This window comes from Spirosoma terrae (assembly GCF_010435915.1).
Taxonomy (GTDB): Bacteria; Bacteroidota; Bacteroidia; order Cytophagales; family Spirosomataceae; genus Spirosoma; species Spirosoma terrae.
Genome location: NZ_JAAFZH010000001.1, coordinates 966085 through 985668, shown reverse-complemented (window position 1 = coordinate 985668; position 19584 = coordinate 966085). Strand labels below are relative to the sequence as shown.

Annotated in this window: 18 protein-coding genes; 10 read left to right on the top strand and 8 right to left on the bottom strand. The window is 49.1% G+C overall.

Annotated features, from left to right (window positions below; translation table 11 throughout):
- Positions 1-121: 121 nt before the first annotated feature.
- Positions 122-1009 (bottom strand): sugar phosphate isomerase/epimerase family protein, encoded by an 888-nt coding sequence (locus GK108_RS04355; RefSeq protein ID WP_163943303.1) that lies wholly within the window; start codon positions 1007-1009, stop codon positions 122-124.
- Positions 1010-1241: 232 nt separating this feature from the next.
- On the opposite strand from GK108_RS04355, the gene GK108_RS04350 reads away from it, so the two are divergent.
- Positions 1242-4460, top strand: a complete 3219-nt coding sequence (locus GK108_RS04350; protein ID WP_163943300.1) for a DUF7948 domain-containing protein — start codon at positions 1242-1244, stop codon at positions 4458-4460.
- Between the two features lies 1 nt (position 4461).
- On the opposite strand, the gene GK108_RS04345 is transcribed toward GK108_RS04350, so the two are convergent.
- Complete coding sequence (locus tag GK108_RS04345) at positions 4462-4809, bottom strand: DoxX family protein (RefSeq protein WP_163943297.1); 348 nt, start codon at positions 4807-4809, stop codon at positions 4462-4464.
- 142 nt (positions 4810-4951) lie between these two features.
- Between GK108_RS04345 and GK108_RS04340 the strand changes: the two genes are divergently transcribed.
- Positions 4952-5251 carry a hypothetical protein gene (locus tag GK108_RS04340; RefSeq protein WP_163943294.1) on the top strand — a complete coding sequence of 100 codons (300 nt, stop codon included), beginning with the start codon at positions 4952-4954 and terminating at the stop codon, positions 5249-5251.
- An 80-nt stretch (positions 5252-5331) separates the two neighbouring features.
- Here the strand turns inward: GK108_RS04340 and GK108_RS04335 are convergent, their stop codons facing one another.
- Complete coding sequence (locus tag GK108_RS04335) at positions 5332-6504, bottom strand: glutathionylspermidine synthase family protein (RefSeq protein ID WP_163943292.1); 1173 nt, start codon at positions 6502-6504, stop codon at positions 5332-5334.
- A gap of 54 nt (positions 6505-6558) precedes the next feature.
- On the opposite strand from GK108_RS04335, the gene GK108_RS04330 reads away from it, so the two are divergent.
- The 6 genes from GK108_RS04330 to GK108_RS04305 all read left to right on the top strand — a co-directional run bounded on the left by GK108_RS04330 (position 6559) and on the right by GK108_RS04305 (position 12380).
- Entirely contained in the window at positions 6559-7560 is a 1002-nt protein-coding gene (locus tag GK108_RS04330; RefSeq protein ID WP_163943289.1) for a nucleoside hydrolase, read from the top strand.
- Positions 7561-7599: 39 nt separating this feature from the next.
- On the top strand, positions 7600-8010 hold the full coding sequence (locus GK108_RS04325) for a thiol-disulfide oxidoreductase DCC family protein (RefSeq protein WP_163943284.1): 411 nt from the start codon (positions 7600-7602) through the stop codon (positions 8008-8010).
- A gap of 394 nt (positions 8011-8404) precedes the next feature.
- Positions 8405-9382: a T9SS type A sorting domain-containing protein gene (locus GK108_RS04320; RefSeq protein WP_163943281.1), complete on the top strand. Its 978-nt coding sequence runs from the start codon at positions 8405-8407 to the stop codon at positions 9380-9382.
- Positions 9383-9710: 328 nt separating this feature from the next.
- Positions 9711-10046, top strand: coding sequence for a hypothetical protein (locus GK108_RS04315; protein WP_163943278.1), 336 nt, complete (start codon positions 9711-9713; stop codon positions 10044-10046).
- Between the two features lie 97 nt (positions 10047-10143).
- On the top strand, positions 10144-10962 hold the full coding sequence (locus tag GK108_RS04310; RefSeq protein WP_163943274.1) for a universal stress protein: 819 nt from the start codon (positions 10144-10146) through the stop codon (positions 10960-10962).
- 224 nt (positions 10963-11186) lie between these two features.
- A complete protein-coding gene (locus GK108_RS04305; protein ID WP_163943272.1) occupies positions 11187-12380 on the top strand; it encodes an MFS transporter in 1194 nt (397 codons plus the stop codon).
- Between the two features lie 23 nt (positions 12381-12403).
- On the opposite strand, the gene GK108_RS04300 is transcribed toward GK108_RS04305, so the two are convergent.
- Genes GK108_RS04300 through GK108_RS04290 form a run of 3 tightly spaced genes read right to left on the bottom strand, consistent with a single transcriptional unit; the run spans position 12404 to position 14393 of the window.
- Positions 12404-12841, bottom strand: coding sequence for a pyridoxamine 5'-phosphate oxidase family protein (locus tag GK108_RS04300; protein WP_163943269.1), 438 nt, complete (start codon positions 12839-12841; stop codon positions 12404-12406).
- Between the two features lie 11 nt (positions 12842-12852).
- Positions 12853-14217, bottom strand: a complete 1365-nt coding sequence (gene hemN / locus GK108_RS04295) for an oxygen-independent coproporphyrinogen III oxidase (protein ID WP_163943266.1) — start codon at positions 14215-14217, stop codon at positions 12853-12855.
- Between the two features lie 5 nt (positions 14218-14222).
- Positions 14223-14393, bottom strand: coding sequence for a hypothetical protein (locus GK108_RS04290; RefSeq protein WP_163943263.1), 171 nt, complete (start codon positions 14391-14393; stop codon positions 14223-14225).
- 49 nt (positions 14394-14442) lie between these two features.
- On the opposite strand from GK108_RS04290, the gene GK108_RS04285 reads away from it, so the two are divergent.
- Together GK108_RS04285 and GK108_RS04280 are read left to right on the top strand one after the other, a co-directional pair.
- Complete coding sequence (locus GK108_RS04285; RefSeq protein ID WP_163943260.1) at positions 14443-16962, top strand: heavy metal translocating P-type ATPase; 2520 nt, start codon at positions 14443-14445, stop codon at positions 16960-16962.
- 39 nt (positions 16963-17001) lie between these two features.
- The gene (locus GK108_RS04280; protein ID WP_163943257.1) at positions 17002-17823 is read left to right on the top strand and encodes a hypothetical protein; all 822 of its coding nucleotides are present in this window, start codon (positions 17002-17004) and stop codon (positions 17821-17823) included.
- Between the two features lie 168 nt (positions 17824-17991).
- On the opposite strand, the gene GK108_RS04275 is transcribed toward GK108_RS04280, so the two are convergent.
- Both GK108_RS04275 and GK108_RS04270 read right to left on the bottom strand, forming a co-directional pair.
- On the bottom strand, positions 17992-18621 hold the full coding sequence (locus tag GK108_RS04275) for an HAD-IA family hydrolase (protein WP_163943253.1): 630 nt from the start codon (positions 18619-18621) through the stop codon (positions 17992-17994).
- A 178-nt stretch (positions 18622-18799) separates the two neighbouring features.
- Complete coding sequence (locus GK108_RS04270; RefSeq protein ID WP_163943250.1) at positions 18800-19549, bottom strand: acyl-CoA desaturase; 750 nt, start codon at positions 19547-19549, stop codon at positions 18800-18802.
- Between the last annotated feature and the right edge of the window lie 35 nt (positions 19550-19584).

Genomic DNA, 19584 nt, shown 5'->3' with positions numbered 1-19584 from the left:
TAATGTAGTGCTGAAGCTTGAGAGCGCTAACGAAGCGGTGCTCATGGAGAAGAACGACGTAGCATTTACTAGCGTTAAGGCTCGTCGGCGAGACAATTGCCGACGAGCCTGGTATTATCGATTACACACTAAGCTTGCTCAGATTCCGATAGCTAATGGCAATGGATTCCAGCGGTGGGCGTTGGCAAACATCCTGCTCAACAAAATAGTGAGTCATACCGGCTGTTTTTTTAGCGTCGAAAATTCGCTGAAAATTAATAGACCCAAGCCCTACTTCTGAAAATTCGCGCTTTGGGGTTTTCGCCATGTCCTTAATATGCCAGAGCGGGAAGCGGCCTGGATGTTTTTTGAACAACGCAACCGGGTCTTGTTCCGCAAACGAAGCCCAGTACAAGTCGAGCTCCATCTTTACCAACTTAGGATCGGTCCCTTTCAGAATCATATCGTACGGCAGCATACCATCAACTTTTTTGAACTCAAAATCGTGGTTGTGGTAAGCAAACTGAATGCCAGCCGCTTTACAGGTCTCGGCCGACTTGTTGAACAGCTCAATATGCCGTTTGTAATCGTCCAGTTTACGTTCTTCGGGGAACAGGTATGCACAAACCATATACTTCTGGCCCAGCGCAGCGGCATCGTCAACGGCCCGTTTCCAGTCGTTGGTAAGCGTACCTTTCATTTTGGGCATAGTATTTCCCGTCGTATAATGTCCGCTGGGAGCTGTCAGCCCTAAACTTTTCAGCAGTGCCCCAAACTGAGCGGGTGTTTTGCCAAAAAACTTACCATCTGAGTAACCAAACAATTCAACCTCTTTATAGCCAATCTCAGCTACTTTTTTCAATGTTCCCTCTAGGTCTTTAGGCAACAAGTCACGTAACGTATAGAGCTGAATACCAATCGATTTAGCTGGCTTTGCTAATACGTCAACGCCAGAACCCATGGCAGCAGCTACCGCCAACGCGCTGGTTTTAAGGAAATTTTTACGGGATATTTTTTGCGAACCGTTCATAGGAATAGGATTAAATACTACATCAATAAGAGTCGAACGTATTACGCATACTCTTTATTTATTCGTCAGCTACGTTTTACATTCTGGGGTTGAATTACCGAAAAATAGTTGGGCTAACCACCGAAAAACACAAAGTCTTAAGCAAAGAAATTAAGTAAGCCAGGTTGATCGCTGAACGTATCATTTTATTGGCAAAATCGCGTTATTCAGATACTGCGTAACCCCCGATTCTATGTGGCATTTGTACCGGTTCTTACTTTTTATCTGCCTTTCATTTACGGTTCTTCATGCCGAGCCCATTACGTTCGTTGAAAACCGGGGCCAATGGGCAAACGAAGTACGGTTTCGGGCCGACATTCCGGGTGGTTATCTCTATCTGAAAGCCAATGCGCTGCACTACGTCTTCTACGATGGGGATGCCCTGTCGAGCCATCATACTCCCAAAGCGGGCGAAGCCGTCAGTAATACCATTCCGGGACATGCCGTCGAAGTACGTTTCGATGGAGCCAGTTCAACACCGCAGATTCAGACAAGTCACCCATCTTCTATCGTCCGCAATTATTTCAAAGGCAAAACGCCAACCGGCAACGTAGCATCGTTCGGCAAAATCATCTACCATAACCTTTACCCAGGTGTCGACCTCCAGCTTTACGCTTATTATCAGACCCTTAAATACGAATTCATTGTGCAGCCGGGCGTCGATCCGGCCATTATTCAGTTAGTCTATATAGGGGCTAGCCAACTCCGTATGGCCGATGAAAAATTAGTCATTGAAACCAGCATACAATCGATCAGCGAAAACCGTCCGTACAGCTACGTGAGCGAACATGATCGGGCAACAGAGGTAGCGGCTCGCTGGCAACTCGAACCTGGCGCACCCGGTACCCCCCGGAAAGTGCGTTTTCAGTTTCCCAACGGTTACGACAAAACCAAGCAATTGACCATTGATCCCGAACTGGTTTTCTCGACCTACTCAGGCTCCTATTCCGACAACTGGGGTATGACCGCTACGTATGATCCAGCCGGAAATCTGTATTCTGGCGGCATTGTTTTCGCGCCCGATTTTCCGGTAACGACCGGCGCTTTTCAAACCCGTTTCAGTGGTGTTGTCGACGTAGCGATTCTAAAATTCAGCCCCGATGGCAGTCGATTGCTCTACGCTACGTTTCTGGGAGGTCGTGAATCGGAAGTGCCACATAGCCTGATTATCGACAGCCAGGGCGATCTGGTGATTATGGGATCAACTTCGTCAACCGATTTCCCGGTAACGACTGGAGCTTATCAAACCAAGTCACAGCTTGGCACACCCGCATCGTATTCGTTTGCAACAACAACCAGCATTGAGTACGTTAACGGAAGCGATCTGTTTGTGTCGATTCTTAGCGCCGACGGTCGGCAATTGAAGGCCAGTACGTATGTCGGTGGCTCCAGCAAGGATGGTGTGGGCACCAGCTTTGCCGTAGGCCCCCATAGCGATGGCATATCGTTCCGTAATTATGGCGATGACCTGCGTGGCGAAGTGGTTGTGGGACCCGACGATGATATCTACGTAGCCAGCGTAACGGAATCAGCCGATTTTCCGGCCCCGGCTTTGCCCGGCAGCACGACTACGACCACCGACGCCGTCGTGTTCCGATTAAGCGCCGATTTAACGCAATTACGATGGAGTTCGCGGATTGGCGGTAGTGGGTACGACAAAGCGCATAGCCTTAAGTTAACACCAACGGGTACGTTATACGTTTGTGGCGTCACCACCAGTCGAGATCTGCCAGCAAGCGCCGATGCGGTAAAATCAAAGCCGGAGAGCACCACCCAGGCCGACGGTTTCGTCGCCCGGTTTGACAATCAGCAGCTCACTCACCTGACCTACCTGGGCACCTCTGCCGACGATATTGTTTATCTGCTCGATATTGATCCCAATAACAATCCGTATGTTTTTGGTTCTACCCGGGGTAAGTATCCCGTAACAGCCGGTACGTATCAGAATGCCGGAAGCAGCCAATTTATTCATGCCCTGGATGCAAACCTGTCTAAAACACTCTTCTCTACGGTAATCGGTTCCGGCCGGGCCACACCTGATATTGCCCCAACCGCCTTTCTGATCAACGAATGCGGCAATATTTACCTCGCAGGCTGGGGAGGAGCGGTCAACGTCCGAACGGGGTATAATCTTAGCAGCAGTACCCTGGGTCTGCCTATTACCAGCACCGCCTATAAACGAACAACCAGCGGCAGCAACTTCTGGGTAGCTCTGCTGGAACGCGACGCCAAATCGCTGCTCTACGCTACGTTTATCGGCAGCGAAGCGGTTGGTCGGGGCGATCACGTGGATGGGGGTACGTCACGGTTCAACAAACAGGGAGTTATTTATCACGCTGTTTGTGCGTGTGGCGGTACTTCGTTCCCGGCTACGGCACAAGCCTGGTCGCGAACCAACAATAGCACGAACTGTAATAATCTGGCCTTCAAGTTTGACGTAGATCGCTTACGGGCCGGATTCGATACGTATCGTGGTAGCGAAAAAGGCGTCATTACGGGTTGCACACCGCTAACGCTAAATTTCCAGAATACGAGTATCGGCGGTAAGCAGTACGAATGGCTTGTTGACGGTAAAATCATCTCGACCGATACGGCACGTAGCAGTTACGTATTCACTAACCCCGGAAAATACACGGTAAAAATCAGGGCTTATAATCCGCTCACCTGCCAACGCGTCGACTCTACACAACAGGTTATTACGGTCAACCCGGCCAATTTTCAAATTAGCCCTGACACGACTATCTGCCCCGATGCACCGGCCTTTTTGCGGGCCAGTGGAGCCACTACGTATACCTGGGCACCAGCAACCGGACTAAGTAGTACAACCATAGCCAACCCCATTGCCCGCCCAACCCAAACAACAACCTACACGGTTGATATGACGAATGAGTTTGGCTGTTCGACCCGACGTAACGTAACGGTGACTACTGATGCATCGTTTCGGCCAGATTTTACGGTACAGGTTGGCGAAGATTGTAATCAGGCAGCTAAGATCAACTTCACCAATAATACCAGGAATGCCGATCAATACGTCTGGCAAATGGGTAATGGTGATACCATCCGAACCCAGATTCCCGACAACTATCAATACGATCAATCCGGTCAGTACACCATAACCCTGACAACGTATCGAAATGGCTGTTCGCTGAGCGCTACGCAACCTATTACGGTCGAAAATCTGAATACTATTCCGAACGTAATAACCCCCAATAATGACGGCAAAAACGATGTGTTCAACACCGGTTTATCGGGTTCGACGCTCGTCATCTACAATCGCTGGGGGCGACGCATTTTTGATGCCTCACCCTATCAGAACAATTGGGGCAACGGCATCGAAAACGGGGTGTATTACTATCTGCTTACCACCCCCGGTGGTACCCAGTGCAAAGGCTGGATTCAGGTTCTTGAATAGATCAGGTATACTGGTAGGCCCACCAGATCAGTACACCCTGTAGCGGCAAACGTGCCCATCGCAACCAGGCCGGAAACCGCCGAAATCGGTTGGATGTGGCCATATAGACATTGGCGGGAAACACCGCAACCAGCAACAGGATGATTCCCCAGGCCGACAGCGATCGCGTAGCCGGGAACAATAACCCAACGCCAAGCATAACTTCCGCAATGCCGCTCAGCACAACCATCAGCTTATGCGATGGAATATAGGGCGGCATGATAGCCAAATACATTTTTGGGTTGATGAAATGATTCAGGCCAGCCGCTACGTAGGTAACCGCCTGAATATAAAGGCTCAGTTTATTCATTCTTTGGGGTTTATGGTCGTTAATTCGTGGTTACTCCAGGAAAATCAACAAAAATTATTAATCACAAACCACAAACTTTTGTTTACCAATTAAACCCTCGCTCAAAGACGACATCCAAGCGTTAACTAAACAACAAATACTGATGAACGTTAACGCAATGATGACGGCTGTAGCAGCCTTGTTTTTATCGGTTGCTACGTATGCTCAAAGTCAGCCTCCGGTTCATAAAGAAAAACCGAAACTGACGCCCGAGCAACGCGAGGCCCGGAAAGCCGACATGAAGGCCAAACTGGCACAAATGACGCCTGACGAACGGAAAGCATTTAAAAAAGCCCATCACGAACGGATGCAGGCTCGCTTAAACGCTATGACACCCGAAGAACGAGCCAAGTTTCTCGAACATCGTCGTCAGCGAAAAGCGCAACGAGATCATAAAAGTTAATCCATTAAGTAGTTAGTTAGGTTTGCCATTACCCTACCGTAGCTGAAGCGTGGGCTGCCAACTGGCAGCCCATTTTTTATTTATTCGACAATATGGCCGACAAAACCGGCCCCATTATCCAGAATGATTCCCCCCCGCCGAAAACCAAGACCACAGGCCTCTCCGGCGTAGAAAACCCCCGCCTGATAACTATATCCAGCAGCATCTTTCGGGAATTCCGCATATTCCTGGTAGACTTTCGCGTATGCGTTGTATTCACCATCAACAGCCTGCCGTTCGGTACCATCCGCATTGAGAATACGTACGTTGGCCCCTTCACGTCCAAATAAAACTTTCTCGACACAGGCTCTGCCCGCTAAAGGCTTGGTATCCGTTTCGAGCAGTAGTGGATGATTAGGATACAGTTCCCACAAGATTTTCAGTATGTATTTTGATTGAAAAAGTAGCGTATAAGCTGGGTTTAAGACAACAACCAGCCGTCTCTGGACCAGCTGTGTCAGCATTCCCGTCAACTCCGGTTCATCTTCGGCGATAGCCTCCCACGGTACCAGTTTAAACCAGAAGTCAACTTTTTCGAACTGACCATTTTTTGAGTTCTGCCAGAAAATACCTTCATCCGGCGAAAATTCGACGCTATCGATAAAATCAAACTCTACGTCAAAACCAGCTTCACGAGCGGCTTCACCAATCAGCGCTACGTTCGCGTCATCTTCCGGAAAATCGCGAATGGCTGATAAGAGTATCGTTGGCTGTAAATCAGGATTTAGCGCGAGTAACTCTTCAAACTGCCCGGTTAAGGTTTCAAATACTGTATTAAACTGCTGACTCTCGTCGAGCCCATTGGCCCGAAGATGTGCGTACTGAACAACAGCCGTTTCGGGTAAACACGTAGCGGTGTCGGCATTGAATTCAATCAGCTTGATCGGCTGTCCATCAATACCACCAACCAGATCAAATCGGCCATACAGATGAATCTGCCGATCGTCCTCCCAGGATAGCTTAATGAGTTCAATCAGATTGGCTGGTATGCCCAGTTCGTCAAATCGGTTGGTATCAATAACGTGCTGACCAGCCGCGACAAACATCTCGAATAACTCATTGGCAGCCTCATAATAGGCATCAACTTCTTCTGGTTTCACCCGCAGTACTTCATTAGCCAGATACGGTAGCGTATCCTGACCAAGCATCCAATCCCAGCCGAGATTTCGGAGCTGGGCGTTCGGTGAAGTAGAAAGGACTTTAAGAGGAATCATGACACAAAGTAATTTAAGAGGAAGAGAAGCTTTTACGCAAAAGAACAATACGCTATGGCCCGCCTACACGTTATTTTTGTTGGACTGTTGTTTACGCTGACGACCGGTTATGTTCGAGCACAATCAGTGCCAAAATCGTCGCCTAAGGCTATTATTTTTGATACCGATATGGGTCCCGACTATGATGATGTTGGTGCAATAACCATCCTGCATGCCTTAGCCGATCAGAAACAGGCCACCATTCTGGCAACTATCGCCAGCACCAACTACCCCAAAGTATCTCAGGTGCTGAGCGTTCTGAATACGTATTTCAATCGGCCATCTATTCCCATTGGCGTTCCGAAAGACAAGGCGGTTTCGGACAAAGACACCCAGCATTGGTCTGATACGTTAGTAGCCCGCTACCCCCACAGTGTCCGTTCAAACAACGACGTTCCTGATGCGGTGGCCCTGTACCGCCGGATTCTGGCCGGGCAACCTAATAAGAGCGTAACGATCGTAACGGTTGGTTTTCTTACTAACCTGGCGAACCTGCTCAATTCTCAACCCGATCAGTATTCGAAGCTTTCGGGAAAGGATCTGGTAGCCCAGAAAGTGAAACAGGTGGTCAGCATGGCGGGCAAATTCCCGAGTGGCAAAGAATACAATGTGTACAGAGACACACCATCGTCCAAAGTTGTTTTCGAACAGTGGCCAACGCCTATGCTTCTTAGTGGCTTCGAGATTGGCGAGCAGATCCACAGCGGCATCCCATTGATTCAAAATGTAGCCATCAAAAACAGCCCGATCAAGGATGTATTCCGAATTTCCATCCCGAAGGCCAAGGAAGATCAGAACGGGCGAATGAGCTGGGATCAGACAGCTGTATTGGTTGGCGTAAAAGGGTATGCCCCTTATTATACCGTTAAAGCGGGTCGCCTAACAATGAACGCCGATGGCTCAAATGGCTGGGACAATTCAGGCAAAGGACATCAGTATCTGGTCGAGAAAATGCCCGTCGAACAGGTCGAGAACATCATTAATGACCTGATGCAACACCAGCCCACAAAGCGCTAATCAGAACGCAGGTGAGCGATTTACTGTTACGTAGTAACTATGGCGGCCACTTCCAGTCAATCGCTCATTCTTTTCGACGGTGTATGTAATCTCTGCAATGCCGCCGTTACGTTTATTATTGAACGCGATAAGAACAAACATTTCCAGTTTGCATCGCTTCAGTCAGAGACAGGACAAGCCATACTACGTCAGCTAGGTCGTTCGACCGATCAATTCGACTCCTTTGTTTTGTGGGAGAACGGCCGTTTCTATGATCAATCAACGGCAGCGCTGCGCGTGGCACGCCAACTGTCGGGTAGCTGGCCCCTGTTCTACAGTTTTATACTTCTTCCTAAAGGCTTCCGCGATACTATTTATACATTCATTGCCCGCCATCGCTACCAGTGGTTTGGCCAGCGCGATGCCTGCATGCTCCCCACTCCTGAGCTAAAAAGCCGATTCCTTACTTAGTACCCTTCTTCGAAAGCTCCTGTACGTATACTGTCCGCTTAGCTTTCTACATTCTCTATTCTGATTCTTGCCTTATAAGCTGCCCGAGTCAAGAAGGTGCTACTATGTATGATCACTAGATTTTACACAAACAAATCAACATATCTATTTGTAAACAACATCAACCTCTTGATAACTTTACTAATAACCATAGAGTACATTTAAATTTATTTACAACGGATAAAATGTTTAATTTGGTAGATTTGAACCGGTAAAATACACCTATAAACAAAAGTAGTTTACTAATAACTGCATGTTTAATTACTCTACTATTCACATCAAACAGAGCCCATTTTACAACCAAACCCCACTAAACAGTTACTAACCCATTTATTGATCCTAAACAATCAAAGCCATGAAGTATTTTCTACTTTATGTTTTTACAGCCTTGAGCTTCTATGCAACAGCTCAACAAACCCCCTGCGTAGTCACTACCAGCTACTCACTTGCGTACGTGTCTAATAATGGCGCAGGAAACTGCACGTTTTCATTCACTCCTACCGTTACAGTCAACCAATCTGGTTCATCCGTCAAGCTGGCTCAGTACACGTTTACAGTTGGGTCAACGAATGTGCAGGTTTGCTACTCGGGAAATCCTGTTGCTATTGTTCCCTGTAGCAGTGCATTCAACAACTTACCTGGCGGAGCAAACCAGGTCTTTCCCACCGCTACTGTTACGCTGCCTTGCAGTACAGGTAGCTTAACTCTGCGAGGCAGTACGTCAACGCAAGGTCAAAGCGATTGTGCTACGCAGACTATTTTTTCAGGTGGTCTGCCCGTAAGTATGGTATCTTTCTATGGCACATCTAAACCCAACGGTATTCTTTTGAACTGGGCTACCGAATGGGAAAAAGACAATCAAGGGTTTTCGATTCAAAAAAGCCGGAATGCTACGTCATTTGAACGTATCGGAACTGTAGGAGGGCAGCTAAACACCACTAAAGTTTCTGGTTATGAGTTTGTTGATACAGATGTTGTGGCCGGGCAGCTTTATTATTATCGATTGAAGCAGAACGATGTAACGGGCACTGAACAAAACTCTAAAATCATTTCGGTTCGCTACGTACCTGGTCAGGATATGGCCGCCAGCGTTTTCCCAAATGCTAACGTGGGTGGAAAATTTACGCTGTCTATTCCCAACGCCGATACCGCTTTGCTTACATTCTATAATGAGTTAGGTAGCGAAATTCCTATAAACATCCATAAAACAGACGACAGTAGCCAAGTATCCATTTCCGTAAAAACTCAGGTCCCCGCTGGCCTGTATTTCTTAAAAATCGTTGACATCAACGGCTATGAGGCAAATTCACTGAAAGTACTTGTACAACAATAGTTTAGCAGAACTCACCACTTTTACATAAGATTATGAAAACTCGTACAAAACTCAATAAGTCTACTAAAAAGCAATATAGAACCCCTTCACTCAAAGTGTTGGGGAACGTAAAAAAGTTAACCTTAAAAATAGGTTCAGGCGGAGACGGCTTCGGAACGTTCACCAGCTAGCCCAATCAGCTACATCATTTACCAAAAAGGACCTGGCCCAATTGAGCCAGGTCCTTTTTTTACGTAACAACAATCAGGTATTTGCCTAACAACCGTCATGTGGTATGCCCCTTTTGGGCTGTTGTTTTGTGTCATCAGAAATCAATCACACGGCAATCATGGCAACGCTCACACAACAAAATACAACGTCATATACCACGACTAATTCAACCAGCTGGTTAACGATTTATAAAAACTTTGTGGCGAAAGCCGACTTCAACCGAATAGGATGGGCGGCAACGGCACTGGCTATTCAGGGCTGTATTCTTTCGCCGGTACTCCTACTAACGATGTCTTATTTTAATGGTGGCGACTGGCAGTTTTTAGTCAGTATGCTTGCCTTCCTGGCAGTGCTGGTTCCTGTACTGGCGGCCATGCCTGTCAACTACATCTTCAGATCCTTTGCGGTGAGTCTGGTTCTGCACCTGGCTATTATCCTGATTAATATTCTCTAAACGTATTTCACTAGTCGGGCCGAACCAGTCAATCAGCATCGGCCCGACTAGTGAAAGCCTGCTACGTATCATACGCCAACCACCTCTACCAATCTCTATGAAAACGATCGTTTTTGCCACCGATTTTTCAGCAAACGCCAATCAGGCAGCCAGGTTTGCGGCACAGTTGGCCAACAGTTGGGAGACAGAACTAGTGCTCCTCAATGCCTATCATCTATGGCCCGATAATCCGGCCAAGACAGGCAATTTTCCGCTAAGCCAGGAGGCCATGCGCGATAATAGCCAGAAGGCACTTAACCAGTTGGCATCCAGTCTGGCTAAAGAAGGCTTTGGCAATGTACCGATCCGGTCAATTGCCAAAGAAGGCCATACAAAAGAGGCTATTAACGCTGTCACGAAGGCAGAGCAGGCCGATCTGCTGATTATGTCGACCGTGGGTACGGCACCACAAAGTGCTCAGCTGATGGGAAGTACCGCCACCGACATGGTTACGGAAACGAACGTACCGTTACTGCTGGTCCCCCCTACCATCAAAGACGCCACAATCAGTAATCTGGTTTTAGGCATAAACCTGGAAGTACCGCCTAACGCCCTTGCGCTGGACACGGCCCTGCAATTTGCCAGAGGCTTCAACAGTGTCGTTAATATTCTCTGTATCAACGACAAGCCCAAAGATCCGATCATCTTAAGCCGGGCCGAACAGCTACGTCGTATCGTTAGCGATCTGCCCCACACGATGACTATTGAATACGGCCGCACTATTTATGATACCATGCTGACGTTTGTTCACGCCAACAAAGCCGACCTGATCATTATGTTTCCTCAGGAACATTATTGGTTCGAAGAATTATTCGCTGAAGGCGACACGCAGCGAATGGCCCGGCTGACAGATGTGCCTCTACTGGCCGTGGTCTGATCAATATCATTCGTTTACTATACCATTTCAAGAGCCAGCGTCGACGTGTTTCAATCGAACACGTCGACGCTGGTTGTTATATAATCAGGACCAAAATCGCCTAAGCTCCGTAATCAATCGGTTCATAAGGTAGGTATAACGCAATCAAGACCGTTCAATTTTATACATTTGATGCCATTACCAAACCGAAACGACTGATCATCGAAACGATTTACCACACTAGTATGAACACAGCCCTATCCTCAGTAGACGTACCGAAGGCCCGTGTAGCTACTCAACTGATTTTCCTGGTCTGCGGCCTTGGAATGGCCAGTTGGGCCCCAATGGTCCCTTACGCCAAAGATCGGTTGGCACTCAACGATGCTAATTTGGGCTTGCTACTACTACTGTTGGGCGCTGGAGCCATGGTTATGATGCCTACCTCGGGCTGGCTGGTAACCCGTTTCGGAAGCCGGATTGTTATAACCTGCGCGGCACTGGTTCTGGCACTTGCCCTACCATTACTACTCACGCTGTCGTCCACTGGGGCTATGGCTGTAACGCTGTTTATCTTCGGAGCAGGCGTTGGAGCCATTGACGTAGCGATGAACGCTCACGGCGTACAAGTCCAGAATCTCTATGCAACTCCTATCATGTCGTCCCTGCATGGTCTCTTTAGCGTAGGCGGGCTGGCGGGCTCCTTAGGATTAGGCTTTTTGATGAAGATGGGGCTCAACCCAGTCTATGCCATTGTTAGTATTTCGGCTCTGATGCTCATCATTACCATAACCCAGTACAAAAATCTGTTTTCTGCTGAAATCGAACGGCAGGTTATTGCCCGATTCTCTACTACGTCAGACGCGCCATCAGGGAGCAGCCAGCGTTTCAGTTGGTTACACGGCAGTGTTCTATTTTTAGGCCTGATGTGCTTTGCTATTTTTCTGGCAGAAGGCGCTATTCTCGACTGGAGTGCCATTTTTCTACGCGATAGCAAAGGAATGGACCCTGAGCTGGCTGGCGCAGGCTATGCCGCTTTTTCTGTTGCTATGGCTACCATGCGATTGATAGGCGACAAAATAGTGGCGCGTTTAAACGGTAAAACAGTCGTTGTAGGTGGGAGTCTGCTGGCGGCCGTTGGGTTGCTAATCGCCATCCTGAGCCCCTGGGCCTACGCAGCCTTAGCTGGGTTTGTGCTGGTCGGTCTGGGCGCAGCGAATATTGTCCCCATATTTTTCAGCGCGGCCGGAAAACTACCCGGCATTTCGCCAACGGTCAGTTTGTCGGCCATTACCACAATCGGTTATACGGGTATGCTGGCCGGACCCGCTTTGCTGGGCTTTATAGCCCAACAATTTTCGTTATCGATAGCCCTAGGTTTTTTAGCGCTCCTGTTGCTGCTGGTTGCGCTGAGCTATGGCTTCCAGGGAAAAACCAATTAACAGCCAGGCTCTACATCAACCTATCAGGATCGCTGCAGCGAACGACCTGTTTTTTGGGTGATCCGTATTCGATAGACAACGGTTGGCGTCGCTACGTTATCGGCCTGATCTGATTGGATGGCGGCTATTTCATCAACAAACAAGGGCGGTAGTCGCTGTCCTAATCGCTGCAAAACACCGGAACGTTCGTCGCCGGCCAGTTCTTCAAAGGTGCCGAGCACGACGACGCTACGCCAGAACGTTGGTGAAACAATCTCATCTATTTCCAGGCATACATTGGGATTTTGCCGCATCAATCGTGTTTTGGAGCCTTCGCGCGTATGGCCATAAATGTTTTGTCCGTCGTAGAAATACGTAACCGGTACAACCAGAACTTCATGACCAGCCGCGCATCCCAACCGACCAAACCACTGGTTTGTAAGCATATGGTCAATCACCTCTTCGCTCAGATACGCCAGCATAGTCTGGATGGTTAAACGGTTTGCGAAAACAAACGAGTCTGGGGCTGAGCATAATTAAGTCGCTCATCAAACGCCATACAGATGTTACGTAGAAAGGGACGTCCTGCTGGTGTTACCCGCAACCCTTCTGCATCGTATTCCAGCAGACCATCGAGCCAGAACGCATGTAGACGATCACGTAACGTCGCCCACTCCTGCTTCGACCAGCTACCGAGGTGCCAGTGCGTTTCGCCCGTACACATAATAGCCAGAATCTGGCGCCGTAAGAACTGATCCTGATCATCGAGCACATGGCCCCGTAGTAGCGGCAGTTCGCCCGCAGCTATCCGACTCATATACGTATCGAGATTCTTTTCGTTCTGCGCAAATGCCGACCAAACATCGCCAATTGAGGAAGCGCCAAGACCCACTAAAACACGCGTTCGGGTGGTTGTATAGCCCATAAAATTCCGATGCAACGTACCAGCTTCCAGCGCCTTATACAGCGAGTCGTGCGGCAAAGCAAAATGATCCATGCCGATCTCTACGTAGCCAGCCAGTTCCAGCAGATCGCGACCAGTTTCATACAGCTGTCGTTTCTGATCAGCAGTTGGCAGATCGCTGTCCTTGAACCCCCGCTGACCGTTTACCCCCTCAATCCAGGGAACGTGGGCGTACGAATAAAAAGCAATACGGTCGGGACGTAGCGTCAGGGTTTTATGGATAGTATCGACAATCGAGTCTGTTGTCTGAAACGGCAAACCAAATACCAGATCTTGACTAATGGACGTATAGCCGATCTGCCGCGCCCAATCCGTTACGTTCTGTACGTTCCCGAATGGCTGGATTCGATGGATGGCTTTCTGCACCACCGGATCATAATCCTGCACACCAAAACTCACCCGCCGAAAGCCGAACTCATAAAGAACCTGCAAATGATCGCGGGTTGTATTGTTCGGATGCCCCTCCCAGCCGTAGTCAGGCGATTCGGTCGGTAAGGCCCGGCTGAAAATACCACTCAACAGCCGGTTCAGTTGTTCGGGCGAAAAAAAGCTTGGTGTACCGCCACCCAGATGAAGTTCAGCAATTCGGGGAGGCTCGGGCAGTAGTTTACAGTACATCGCCCATTCGTTCAGTAACGCATCGATGTAGGGCGACTCGACGCCGTGATTACGAGTGATCCGTTTGTTGCAACCGCAAAACGTACATAGGCTTTCGCAATACGGCAGGTGAATGTATACACTGATTCCGGCGGTTTTATTGCTTACCGAAAAAGCCTGTTGCAGATTGGCGACCCAGGCCGTTTCACTGAACGTAGCGTCGTCCCAGAACGGCACCGTCGGATAGCTGGTGTAGCGTGGGCCGGGAACATTATATTTCTGAATGAGCGATTTCATAAAAATCAGAGAAGAGCCGATAAACGAGAGAGCAGAGAGAAGAGCACAATAGTCAGATTTCCTCGCGTACACCATGACTTCTCCCCAACCCTACCGCCTTTGCTGTTCGATAGCAAAAATGGGCAGATCAGCATCGAGAAACCCTGAGTCGTATCAGGTCGAAAACTGATGCTCATCAGGGTTTACCAGATAAGAGGTTGCCAACTTGCCGCAAATTTCTGAGGTATGAACACGGCAACGATTTCATCAACCCAATGCTACCACTGCGGGAATGACTGCACCGACCATGATATTCTGTTCGATGAGAAGCATTTCTGCTGCGACGGCTGCCAGACCGTCTACAGCATCCTGAGCCAGCATCAGCTTTGTCAGTATTACGCCATAGTGTCGGGCGATGAAACAAATCGGCCCGGCAATACGCTCAATCCCAACGGCTCACGCCAGGCCAGCACAGCCTCCAGCCGACTCGACTTTCTGGACCACCCCGATATTGCGGCCCAGCTATTGGAATTTTCCAGCGCGTCGGTGGCCAAGGTAACGTTTTATATTCCTACTATTCACTGTAGTTCATGTCTGTGGCTGCTCGAACACCTGTATCGTATTGACCCCGGCATTCAGCAGTCGCGGGTAGAGTTTCTGAAAAAGCAGGTTCATATTACGTATCAGCCCGATAAACTGACGCTACGTCAGGTAGTAGAATTGCTCAGTTCCATTGGCTACGAACCACTGATCAGTCTCAACGATGTGGTGAAGGAACAGCAGAAACCGACCTATCGTCCGCTGTTGTATCGACTGGCGGTAGCGGGTTTTTGCGCCGGTAACATCATGCTGTTCAGCTTCCCGGAATACCTGGGACTGGATGATCCTTCGCTCAAAAACACGTTCGGCATTCTGAACCTGGCACTGGCCTTACCGGCCGTATTCTATTCCGCTTCGGGTTATTTCGAATCGGTCTGGAAGAGTTTAAAAAAGGGCGTTATCAACATCGACTTCCCTATTTTGCTGGGTATTCTAGTCGCTTTTTTTCGGGGTTCCTATGAAGTGCTATTTCTCGACGGCGCTGGTTATTTCGATTCGCTGACTGGTCTGATTTTTTTCCTGTTATGCGGCAAGTGGTTCCAGCAGCGCACGCATGATTTTTTATCGTTCGAGCGCGATTATAAATCCTATTTTCCAATGGCCGTTACGGTGCTGGGACGTAGCGCCGAATCCGAAACGACCCAAAACGCTACGTATCAATCACCAGCCGCGCCAGTTACTACCGCTCGTTCACAGCCGCAAGTGATTCCTGTGGCACAGCTCCGAAAAGGCGACCGGATTCAGATACGAAATCAGGAGCTGATTCCAGCCGATGGCATTCTGTACAAAGGGAAGGCCATGATCGACTACAGCTTCGTGACGGGCGAATCGGAGCCGGAAGCTAAAGAGCCGGGCGCACTGCTGTATGCCGGGGGTAAACAAATCGGGGAAGCTATTGAACTGGAAGTCGTGCGTGACGTATCACAGAGTTATCTGACACAGCTCTGGAACAACGATGCCTTTAAAAAAGAAGCGCCATCCCGAATTCTGACCTTTGCCGACGCGGTTGGAAAGTACTTTACCCTGACAGTCGTTACGTTGGCAACTCTGGTTGGGCTATACTGGTATATGCAACACGACCCTTCGCGAGCGATCAACGCTTTTACGGCTATTCTCATCATTGCCTGTCCGTGTGCGCTCTCGCTGTCGTATCCGTTTGCGCTGGGCAATGGCCTTCGAAAGCTGAGCAGGCAGAAGCTTTACCTCAAAAATGCGGAAGTTATTGAGCAGATGGCGGCCTGCGACACCATCGTTTTTGATAAAACCGGAACACTGACCGAGGTTAAAAATGCCCAGCAAAACACGACCATCATCGAATCGTTTGTGCAGTCCTTAACGTCCTACGAACGCTCATTGGTAGCCTCGCTGGTACGTCAGTCAGCCCACCCGCTTAGCCGAAAACTGGCTACCTATCTAGCTGATAGCCAATCGGTGCCGGTGGAAGGATTTACCGAATTACCCGGTAATGGCATTCTGGGAATTGTAGACGGCTGGGTAGTGAAAGTTGGATCCCGATCCTTTGTCAATACCGAGTACGTAACGACAGCGGAGTCGGCGATGGCTGGCACAACGATTCATGTGTCTATCGAGCAGCAATACAGAGGATACTTTCAGTTTTCGGCCCAGTATCGTACCGGCCTGGATGCGATGCTCACCAACTTACGGGTCTCACATCAGCTTTATCTGCTGTCGGGCGATAACGATTCGACTCAGGCCCAGTTGAAACAATGGTTTCCAAGACCTGGCCAGATGCACTTCAACTGCCGCCCGGAAGAAAAACTGGCCTTCATCAATCATCTGCAACAGAAAGGCCGGAAAGTGCTCATGGTCGGCGATGGACTGAATGATGCCGGAGCGCTGAAACAGGCCGATGTGGGCATTGCCGTTACCGACGATACAATCCAGTTCACACCTGCCAGCGATGCCATTCTGGAAGCGTCTTCGCTAAAAAACCTGCCGGATATGCTACGGTATACGCGGTTTGGTATGCGCCTGATTCGGTTCAGCTTCGGGGTGTCGGTACTCTACAATTTAATTGGTCTATCGTATGCATTGACCGGCCATCTTTCGCCCGTAGTAGCGGCCATTCTGATGCCTGTTAGCTCCGCCACTATGCTGGCCATTGCTACCATCGGTATGCGTAGCTGGCGACCTAGCAGAAACTAATCTCTCTCATCTTTCCATACATTCATTACGTACATAAGCATGAAAAAAATAGCCGATTACTTCATTACGCTGGAAGGTCGCCTGGAAAATGGCGGAATCGTCACCGAATTGCCTTACGATGATGTGATGCAGCTGGTCAACGAACCCAATGTAGTTATTGTCAAAAACATATTCCCGGCCGATGCCTTACAGCAGGTTATCGATGCAACGCTGGCCTGGTCGAAACAGGAACCACTACGTCAGGAGCCCGATGATTTTATGTCGAATGCGCATAAACACCGGCTGCATATCAGCAATATCCAGCAAGCTCCGCAACTCTTCCACGACCATACATTTGAAAACATACCGGCGCTCCAACCCGACTTGCAGCAAACACTTCTGTCGGTTTTTGGCCCCATGAATCGATTCTGGAACCGGCTGACCAACAACGACGTACCACTAGGTCGCCGGGCCGAAGGCGAACCCTATTTCCACCCGCAGATTACGCATTACCCGCTGGGTGGTTCGTTTTTCGGACGTCACTGGCATCCGCTGAACCCTCAACAGGTTGGCTTGATTCTAGCCTTAAACCAGTACGGGAAAGATTATCACTCCGGCGGTACGGGTTACGTCATCAACGACACCATTATTGAAACTGAAGGGCACCAGAATGCGGGGGATATGATTCTATTCCGGTACGATCTGCCACACTGGGTCAGCCCATCCAGCTTTGCCGACCGTTTTAGCTGGGACGACCCTAAAGGTCGTTGGGTAGCCATTATTCCGTTCTATAACCCGTGGGGAATACCGGCCCCCAGTGAAGAACCGCAGGGCTGGAAAACCCAGATCGCCACCGCTGATTTACAGCCAGAAGCGGTATAGCATTAATTAGATAAATTAGATACGCCATGTCTTTGAGACATGGCGTATCTGGGCCGCTCAAACTATTTTTTGTCCTTGCGACGCAGGAGCATCTTCGCGTTAAGCAATCTTTATTAGTACCTGAAGATTGCTCCTGCGTCGAAATGGCAAAACGTTTCGTTGAATCTCCTATCCAAGAACTACCTGTAAAATAGCAGTGGGTGTCTGAAAAAGAGGCCAGGTGGTATAGCTCTGCAATACGTCGGCTCGGGTGTATCCCCAGGCCACGCCACCAAACGTAGTGCTGGCCTCGCGGGCAGCCTCCATATCCCGAACCTCATCGCCAACGCACAGTGTTTCTGACGACAGAACGCTGCTTTTGCTCATCGCCTTTCTGAACTTTTGCTGTTTTCCGAACAACGACGTACCGCAGCCATAATACGTAATCAGTGCGGCCAGGTCTGGGCCAAGCACCCGACGAATATTGGCTTCACTGTTTGAGCTAACAATCGCCAGTCGGACGCCAGCGTCGGCCAGTTGCTTTAATAATGCAGGCACCCCGTCAAATAATTGAATCTGATCAATATCGTCAGCCATCATCCGAATAAATGAGCGGGCGATGAGCGGTATTTTCCAGGCGGGCAACTTAGCCCGTTTCATCATTTGCCGGGCATCGAGCCCCCGGAGCTGATCCACATCGTCCGTATTGATCGTTGGAAAATTATACGTAACGGCCAGCTTATTAACGGTCCGTAAGAAATACGGAAAGGAGTCGGCTAACGTACCGTCAAAGTCAAAAATTACAAGTTTGTAGTTCATTAGTAAGCCGGATCAGAAGTATCTGACGAATTGAGCGTCATACAACTGGCCCCAATTTAACCAGAACTGGAATTACCCGGTCAGAATCCTTATCGTTGGGCGATACCGTTTCTCTCTGTCAACAGAATTGAGATCCTCTTTGGTTACTACTGTGCATTATCATATCAGTGTGCGGAATTTACATATACGCTTCGTCGCGGCCAAAGCGGAGTCTGATCACTTTCAATTCGTGCAGAATTTTCAGTAATGGATAGGCCGGGTCGAACTCATGCCAGCGAAAGCCCCCGAAGTTGGCTCTTCCACCGTATTTATGGTGATTGTTGTGATAGGATTCACCCATCATCAGGAAATCGAACGGGAGCAGGTTTTTAGCCGTATCATTTACTTTAAAGTTGGTATAGCCATACCGATGTGCGTACCAGTTGATAATAGCCCCATGAACTGGGCCCATCAGAAAATGAATCGGCAACAACAGAAATAACCAGGGAGATACCGCAAACTGAATGTAAACTAGCGTGTAGATCGTGCCCCAGGCCAGTCGCACCAGCCAACGATCACCGAATCGCTCCATCCATTCCCAGTTGGGTACCCCCTTTTTGAACTTCGCCGGAATCGAATCCCGGTTGTTCAGGATATCGTTGTAATAGATCCTGGTTTTCCACATCATATCGAACAGATTTTTGGAAAACTCCGGCGAATGCGGGTCCTGGTCGGTATCCGCATGCGCGTGGTGTAACCGGTGCATGATTCCGTAGGCGCGCGGACTCAAAAAGGACGACCCTTGTCCAATGAAGGTCAGTACGTAGAAGAACTTCTCCCAGCCTTTGCTCATGGTGAACATCTGATGGGCAGCGTAACGGTGGAGAAAGATGGTCTGCATCAGTACCGACAGATACCAGTGAGCCAGAAAAAAAGCTAGAATAATCATGTAAGAAACGCGCCGACCGTATCGGCACCAATAAG